The 7,136-nt window shown below is 51.6% G+C and carries 9 protein-coding genes; 7 read left to right on the forward strand and 2 right to left on the reverse strand.

The genetic code is table 11. From position 1 onward, the window contains the following. Positions 1–810, reverse strand: a protein-coding gene (locus BMX75_RS17800; protein ID WP_092831043.1) for an IS5 family transposase whose coding sequence is annotated in 2 segments (ribosomal slippage) — positions 1–468 and positions 468–810 — 811 coding nt annotated over the 2 segments. Because the reading frame shifts where the segments join, the coding sequence is not laid out codon by codon here. This gene is flagged as partial in the annotation. A 48-nt stretch (positions 811–858) separates the two neighbouring features. Next, on the reverse strand, positions 859–1,800 hold the full coding sequence (locus BMX75_RS17805) for a DMT family transporter (protein WP_092831045.1): 942 nt from the start codon (positions 1,798–1,800) through the stop codon (positions 859–861). A gap of 74 nt (positions 1,801–1,874) precedes the next feature. On the opposite strand from BMX75_RS17805, the gene BMX75_RS17810 reads away from it, so the two are divergent. The 7 genes from BMX75_RS17810 to BMX75_RS17840 all read left to right on the forward strand — a co-directional run. Continuing rightward, positions 1,875–2,729, forward strand: coding sequence for a LysR family transcriptional regulator (locus BMX75_RS17810; RefSeq protein WP_092831047.1), 855 nt, complete (start codon positions 1,875–1,877; stop codon positions 2,727–2,729). A 316-nt stretch (positions 2,730–3,045) separates the two neighbouring features. After that, a complete protein-coding gene (locus BMX75_RS17815) occupies positions 3,046–3,663 on the forward strand; it encodes a LysE family translocator (RefSeq protein WP_092831049.1) in 618 nt (205 codons plus the stop codon). A 98-nt stretch (positions 3,664–3,761) separates the two neighbouring features. Further along, the gene (locus tag BMX75_RS17820) at positions 3,762–4,301 is read left to right on the forward strand and encodes a GrpB family protein (protein WP_092831051.1); all 540 of its coding nucleotides are present in this window, start codon (positions 3,762–3,764) and stop codon (positions 4,299–4,301) included. Between the two features lie 125 nt (positions 4,302–4,426). Beyond that, positions 4,427–5,062 (forward strand): LysE family translocator, encoded by a 636-nt coding sequence (locus BMX75_RS17825; protein WP_092831053.1) that lies wholly within the window; start codon positions 4,427–4,429, stop codon positions 5,060–5,062. 133 nt (positions 5,063–5,195) lie between these two features. Beyond that, entirely contained in the window at positions 5,196–5,873 is a 678-nt protein-coding gene (locus tag BMX75_RS17830; RefSeq protein WP_092831055.1) for a hypothetical protein, read from the forward strand. Positions 5,874–5,908: 35 nt separating this feature from the next. Next, the gene (locus BMX75_RS17835) at positions 5,909–6,853 is read left to right on the forward strand and encodes a HEPN domain-containing protein (protein ID WP_092831057.1); all 945 of its coding nucleotides are present in this window, start codon (positions 5,909–5,911) and stop codon (positions 6,851–6,853) included. Positions 6,854–6,878: 25 nt separating this feature from the next. Next, on the forward strand, positions 6,879–7,136 hold a 258-nt coding region (locus BMX75_RS17840), incomplete at its 3' end, for a transposase family protein (protein WP_139197185.1).

A 7,136-nucleotide genomic window follows, 5' to 3' on the forward strand; every position in this document is an offset into this window, starting at 1 on the left:
AAGCCAGGGTCACCATGGCCCTGAAGCTACTGGCCAGCTTGTCATAGCGGGTATTTAGCCGACGCTTTTCTTTCAACCAACCGAATAGGCGTTCTACCACATTGCGCTGACGGTATTTCGGCCGGTCGAACTGATGCGGCAGGCCAGGACGCGGGCGCCTATGCATGCGACGTCTGGGGATGATGGGCCGCATGCCGTAACGCGTGCAGTAGCGTCGAAGCTCATCACTATCGTAGCCCTTGTCAGCCACGACATAACGACTGCATTTGCGAGGCCTACCGGAACGCCCTGGTAGTCGAACCTTCTCCAGCAACTCGATGAAATGGGTTGAATCGGCACGCTGGCCTGCTGAGAGGGAAAAGGTAAGTGGAAAACCCTGGCTATCGCACAGTAAGTGTATCTTGGTGGTCAGGCCACCACGACTGCGGCCGAGAGCATGATCGGGCGGTTCTATCGATCCCCCTTTTTACCGGCACCGCTGGCTGATCGTGTTGCTCTGATGGAGGTCGAATCGGCCATCCATGTGTCGAGATCCATAAAGCCGTCTTCCCGCAGACGCAGATGAAGACGCATCAGGATCCGATCAAAAGTGCCGTCATCGCGCCACCGACGAAAGCGCTGGTAAACGGTCTTCCAGGGGCCGTAACGTTCTGGCAGGTCGCGCCATTGCGCTCCCGAGCACAGAATCCAGAAGATCCCATTGAGCATCTGACGATCATCACGGCGTGGGCGACCCATGGTCTGTGGAGGAGAAACGATATCCTCAATCATTTGCCAGCGCTGATCGGAAAGTTCGTAACGGCCCGCCATAGCTGCCTCCTGTTCGGTGACAGGGAACAGCGTAGCAAACATGACTTTTCAGACAGAACCTAGGTCAGCTTTCCGGGCCTCAGCGCGCACCACCAGCCAGATGCCGACTGAGGAAATCACCATTCCAATCGCTATGTGCCAGGATAGCGGTTCACCGAACATGGCCCAGGCCCAGAGGAAGGTGATCGGCGGGCTCAGGTACAACACGCTGGCGACGCGCGTCGCGCTGCTTCGGCGCAGGCAGATCCAATAAAGCCCGTAGCCGAGCAGGGTCGACAGCCCCGTCCACACTACGCTCAGCGCGAAGCCTGCAGAGGGGACCGGCATCAGACTGCCCTGGCTGACTTCGATGGCGGCGAAGGCGAAAATCGAGACGAAACACTGCAGCCACAGGTTGGGCAACAGGCCCATTGATGGTGAGGTGTTGGCGCGTTTTTGCCACAACGTCGCGATCGCCAGCGACAGCATGCCTGCCACAGGCAAGGAGTAGGCCCATAGCGGCGCGTCGCCCAGTACCAGCGCGTCATGTGTCACCCAAATCACGCCGATCAGCCCGACGATCAGTCCCAGCCAGACCTGACGCACCAACCGTTCGCCCAGAAACGCCGCCGCCAGAAGCGCCATACCCAGCGGCAGCAAGTCTGCGCACAGAGCAGCGAGCCCGACCGGCACCCCAAGAGTGATGCCTTGCGTCAGCCCGGTAAGATATCCCGCCATCGCCAGCAGACCGATCCCGGCGTATCTCAGTAAAACGCGAAAAGGCGTCTTCAGCAGCGGCCTATAGACGAAGGGCAACAAAAGAAGGCAGATCACGACGCTGCGCCAGAGCGCCACCAGCAAGGCGGGAGCGTAATCGATGGAAAGGCGTGCGCCGATAAGCCCCGAACTCCAGGTCAAAAGCAACCCCGCCTCAAGCAAGAGTAGCGGCAGGCATTGATGCCAGTGGCGACGCATCGGTTTGGTGTGTTGAATAGCAGTAGGCTGGTTCATTCCCAAAGACTGCGGCACTGGAGTAAGCTAATAAATCAAAATAATATGCAGCAGTTATTTAAAAAGGTTGAATCATGACCGCCATTCTCGACATCGACCTGTTGCGCACCTTTCATGCCGTGGTGCGCATTGGGAAATTCAGTGCGGCAGCAGAGCAACTGCATAAAAGCCCGGCGGCGGTGAGCGTTCATATTAAGCGTTTGGAGGCGGTAGCAGGCGGGCAACTGCTCAATCGCGATAACCAGTCTATTTCCCTCACAGCGCTGGGCAAACGCCTGTTAGCTTCGACCACTGAGCTACTTCGCACCCACGATCAGGTGTTAGCTGATCTGCATGGCGCTGATCTTGCCGGGCGCATTACGCTGGGGGTTCCTGATGAATATGTGATCCATGTCATTCGAGACATTTTGCCAACGTTTACCGCCGCCTGGCCGAACGTGGTGCTGGAGCTGAAAACGGCGACAAGTCAAGAACTGAATGAGTGGGTCCAGCGCGGTATATTGCAGACGGCCTTGGTAACTCAGCCCAAAGGGGAAGTAGGCCCGGACACCCAGGTATTGATGTCGACCACACCGGTTTGGGTGGGACCGACGAGTAGCGCTGTGGCACACGAGGATCCATTGCCTTTGGCCGCCCATACAGTGCAATGTGCTTACCGTGAGGCCATGACCGAATCACTCAAGGCGGTGGGTCGGCGTTCGCGCATCGTGCTTGAAAGCCACTCCAGTCAGGCGGTCAATGCTTGCGTGGAAGCCGGGTTGGCTGTAAGCCTGATTGACCGTGGCAAAGTCACCGAGCACATGCAGATTCTCGAAGGCATGCCGGTTATTCCAGACCATGACATCGTGTTCATACGCAGCGCTGCATCTCGTGGGGATCAGGCCGTGGAATTGCTGGCCCAGGCGATGCAGCAGTCGTTTCGGTTGTAGGCGGGGGTGGCACCGCATTATCGTGGAAGATAACCTGTTGTGGTATCTAATGTCTGCTCCTGGCCGGGTGCGGTGGCTCAAGCTACTCTGATAGTGGTGCGGCAGTTGACGACCCAAAGCGGTCATTCTTGGAAATGCAGAAGGCGCGCGAATTTTGATTATACAGCCTAATGGAAATTAATAATCAAAAGAATCATAGGCTTGGGAGAATCTGGCAGGCTGTATTTGCCGGGAAAAAGTGCCGACGCGTTCATTCAATCATAGAACGCGCCGTCTAATACGCTGTTATACCCTTTGAGGGAAAAGGTAACTTGAGATGATTTCTATAGAATTTTTGCTCACCTCGCTAGTGGTTGTTCTGATTCCAGGAACAGGGGTTTTGTATACCGTGGCAACAGGACTTTTCATAGGTAAACGTGCTAGTTTGTTTGCGGCATTCGGTTGCACACTTGGTATAGTACCTGCTCTTTTAGCCAGCGCTTTCGGTCTTGCCGCTATCTTTCATACTAGTGCACTCGCGTTTCAGGTTGTGAAGTATGTTGGTGCTGTATACTTGCTTTATCTAGCATGGCAAATGTGGCGGTCTTCTGGCCCGCTCGCTATAAACAATAATAAGTCAACCAGAAATCAAAAGGACATTATAATAAAAGGGTTTTTGATAAATATCTTAAACCCTAAGCTTTCTATATTTTTTCTGGCTTTCCTGCCACAATTTATCCCTAGTACAGTCGATAGCGTTTTGGTTAGCATGATGGTGCTTGGGCTTGTTTTCATGCTTATGACCTTTGCTGTATTTATTGCGTACGGTTTTCTTTCAGGCAGCTTTAGCGCATTTGTTGTAAAGTCAAAAAGAGCCAGTTCCGCCATGCAGAGAGTTTTCGCTACAAGCTTTGCTGCTCTCGGACTCAAGTTGGCATTCAGTGAACGGGTATAACCATGCCAGTCACGGCGACGTCTACTACATTGCGGCTTCGCCTCCATTTCGTAGCCGCGCGTGCTGAGCGGCGTTATGTTTCACAAAAATGGTGAGTCGTGGACGAAGAAGAATCACTCAACAGAGCAATTTATGAGGAAGTGGCTATCTTCCCGTATGACGAGAGCTGGCCGCTTTTGTTTGAAGAAGAACGCGACCGCCTCCTTCATTTATTTCCTGGTAGCTTTTTGGCGATCGAGCATATTGGAAGCACAGCTGTACCAGGCCTTTCAGCCAAGCCCATCATCGATATTCTGGCGGGGGTAGATGCGATGCCACGCGCTGATGCCCTGATGGAACCGTTGTGCCAGGCAAAATATACGACATCAATGGAGTTCAACGCCTCATTAGCTGGACGACGCTGGCTTATGAGATGGGCTGAGGGGCGTCGAACACACCACTTGCACCTTGTAGTTTACGGAAGCAAAGAATGGCAACAACGGTTGGCTTTTCGTGACAGACTCCGTACCAATGCTGAGATAGCAGTGCATTATGAGCAGAATAAGCGGGTATGGGCGGCTGAGTTCAGGTCGGATAGAGAGGCCTATACTGCGGCGAAGGGTGATTTCATACGGGAGGCTCTGAGAAGTGCAACATAACCATGCCAAGCACGGCGTCAGTTTTTCCGTTACGGCTTCGCCTCCACTCCAAAACTGCGCGTGTTGGCGGCGTTATGCAGTTACTGCGCGGCGGTTGCCAAGAATGAGAACAAAGGAGTTTCGCAATGTTTGAGTACACTATTGTCCACTGGATGACATTTCTTGCTGCGGCGGCTCTTCTGAACTTGTCCCCCGGCCCAGATATCGCGTTCATTTTAGGGCAAACCTTGCGCAACGGACGTCGATATGGGTTCGCTGCGATGATTGGCATATGGACCGGTGCAGGGTTGCATGCCGTAATGGCAGCGGTGGGTCTTTCCGCAATTCTTGCGACTTCCGCCTTAGCCTTTTCAGTTGTTAAGTGGGTAGGTGCTGCGTATTTAGTCTGGCTTGGTATAAAAATGCTGATGTCGCGTGGTGACTCGTTTATATCCACCGAGGGCGGTAGCAGTCAACGGATGCATTCGATCTATTGGCAAGGAGTCCTTGTATCTGCACTTAACCCGAAAGTAGCCATTTTCTTCCTTGCCTTCTTGCCGCAGTTTGTCGTGGAGGGCGCTGGTCCTGCTAGTGCTCAGTTGTTCTTGCATGGAACGTTGATCATTGTCGTGGCGGCTTTCATAGAGCCACCTTTGGTTTTGGCGGGGTCAAAGTTAGGAGCATTCTTGAGGCAAAATCGGCGAGTTGGCTTATGGATGGACCGAGGCCTTGGGGCTCTGTTCGTCGCCTTGGGCGCGCGGCTTGCTGCTAGTACGAGATAATGTTGGTGAGCGGTGGTGCCGCTTTTTACCTTTAACTACATAACCAGGTCATGCACCGGATGCCAAAACCTCCGCTTCGCTCCGGTTTTGCCACCGGTGATGGCGGGCGTTCGCCGTAACTGAGATAACGACGATGATACCGAGTTTTGAGGATCGCCAGCCCGAACAGATTATTACTGACTCAAATTATTTTGAGTCGTCGGGGCGAATTTACAAAGCGTTATCATGGCTTGATTACGCCAAGCGGAATACAAACGTAAGTGCACTCGAGTATGCTGCATTAGAAACTAGATTAGGAATAGAGCAGCTACTTTTCGAGCAGCTAGTTGTTGGGGTTGGGTCTGAGATAGAGCAGCAGGAGTATAAGAAATGCAAAGGGAATGCGAAGGTACTAGATCAGATATTGAAACGGTTAATCCCTAAGTACGAGAAGTTAGTAGATTTCACGAGAGCTTTGGCTCCTGATAATATCCCGATATCAAAATGGGATAATCATCGCCTGATTCAGTATAGCGGAAAGGTCTCAACTTACCTCCACTGGTCTGGTGGCCTCGATACAACTGTTCAGTCTGAGAAATGGTTTGCAAACGGAATCCAAACTGTTCAGGAAGCTGCAAACTATGTTTGGGAGACCCTGACAAAAGGGAATACTGCGGTAATGAACATCGAAGATTCGCCCCTAGAAATACAAGATCTTTGGGAGCAATACTCCGGAGGACAGACAACTCTGGAAAGCGCAGCCAGTAGGGCTGAAATTCTTGAACCAATTCTGCAAGAGCGGCTAACAAATGCAGGCAAGGGACGCTCCTGACGTCGCGTACCTGCTGCATGGTGTTATGAGGTGATATGACTCAAGGCAATGATGCAAATCCTGAGCTACGCAAGCGTATTTATGAACAAATGCATTTTATTGATGATTTGCTTGCTGAGAGAGAAATACCGATCCACAAGCGCTTCATGCTGGCGGGAAGAATGTTTGTTGATTACTTTGTTAAAGAATCAACTTTTGATAGCAAAGAAGAGTTTTTAAGTAGCGAGGCGTATAGAGTCGCTTTACTTCCCATATTCAATGATTGGTATTGGGATAAGTATGGAGAGCTAGCAAAGGGACCTGGGAGCGATATATATTGCGGGATAGTCTTAGCGTATAATACGCCTGTAAGAATACTTGTCCCGGCAACGACATCTCGGGTTGTGGAACCCGGAAAGCTGGCGAAGCTCACCTTCCCAGATAGGCTCGAGGACTACGAGACAATTGAAGAAATGCTGCAGACTAAATTTGACTTAGATAAGATGCCAGAATCGATGCGGACCGAGTTCAAACAGCACTCAGCAAAAATTGTAGGTTTAATTCGTTCGATCAATATTGATCTGAACATGGCTAGCAATTTGGCCTTAGACGCCGAAAAGCTTTCTAAAGGTATTTGGAGTCACATGGAGAAAGCGGCAAACGATATTTTAACTTTAACTTCTGAGAGAGCTTCGATTGCTTGTTGGGACATTCATATTGCTGTGGAAAAAACGTTAAAAGTCCTAATTAATGACAAAAAAGGAAAGCTTGAGCATGGCCATAATCTAAAGAATCTTGCCGAGAGTCTCTCTGATATTGAACCAGAAATAAATGGTAGCATGTTTAAGAACCTACCTACTGATAAAGACGCGATAAAGCTGAGGTACGCCGAAGAAATAAAATCAGTTGGTGACGCTGTTAGCTACTATCATGAGAGCCTAGAAATAAGGCTCTTCGACGTTGGGTGTGGAATTCGCCCCCTGAGCTGGGCCAGAATATGACCTCCCCAACAGCAGTAGGTATGACATGGACGGCACTCAGATTCTGACGCTCGGCCTGGGCTTGGAACCACCCTGGATTCTCAAGGATCAGCACCTGGATACCGCTGTGTCACCACACCGCCTGGATCTCTATGTCGAGGCCGAGCGCGGTAGTCTCTACCCCTGTCCAGAGTGCGGTAAAGCCTGCCAAGCCCATGACTTTGCCGACAAAACCTGGCGGCATCTAAACTTCTTCCAGCACCATTGTTACCTGCATGCTCGCGTGCCTCGCACGAAGTGCCCT

Source organism: Vreelandella subterranea, assembly GCF_900111305.1.
GTDB classification, from domain to species: domain Bacteria; phylum Pseudomonadota; class Gammaproteobacteria; order Pseudomonadales; family Halomonadaceae; genus Vreelandella; species Vreelandella subterranea.

Coding starts and splice junctions, on each gene's coding strand:
- BMX75_RS17805 (WP_092831045.1), bottom strand. CDS start 1,800: ATGAACCAGCCTACTGCTATTCAACACACCAAACCGATGCGTCGCCAC.
- BMX75_RS17810 (WP_092831047.1), top strand. CDS start 1,875: ATGACCGCCATTCTCGACATCGACCTGTTGCGCACCTTTCATGCCGTG.
- BMX75_RS17815 (WP_092831049.1), top strand. CDS start 3,046: ATGATTTCTATAGAATTTTTGCTCACCTCGCTAGTGGTTGTTCTGATT.
- BMX75_RS17825 (WP_092831053.1), top strand. CDS start 4,427: ATGTTTGAGTACACTATTGTCCACTGGATGACATTTCTTGCTGCGGCG.
- BMX75_RS17830 (WP_092831055.1), top strand. CDS start 5,196: ATGATACCGAGTTTTGAGGATCGCCAGCCCGAACAGATTATTACTGAC.
- BMX75_RS17835 (WP_092831057.1), top strand. CDS start 5,909: ATGACTCAAGGCAATGATGCAAATCCTGAGCTACGCAAGCGTATTTAT.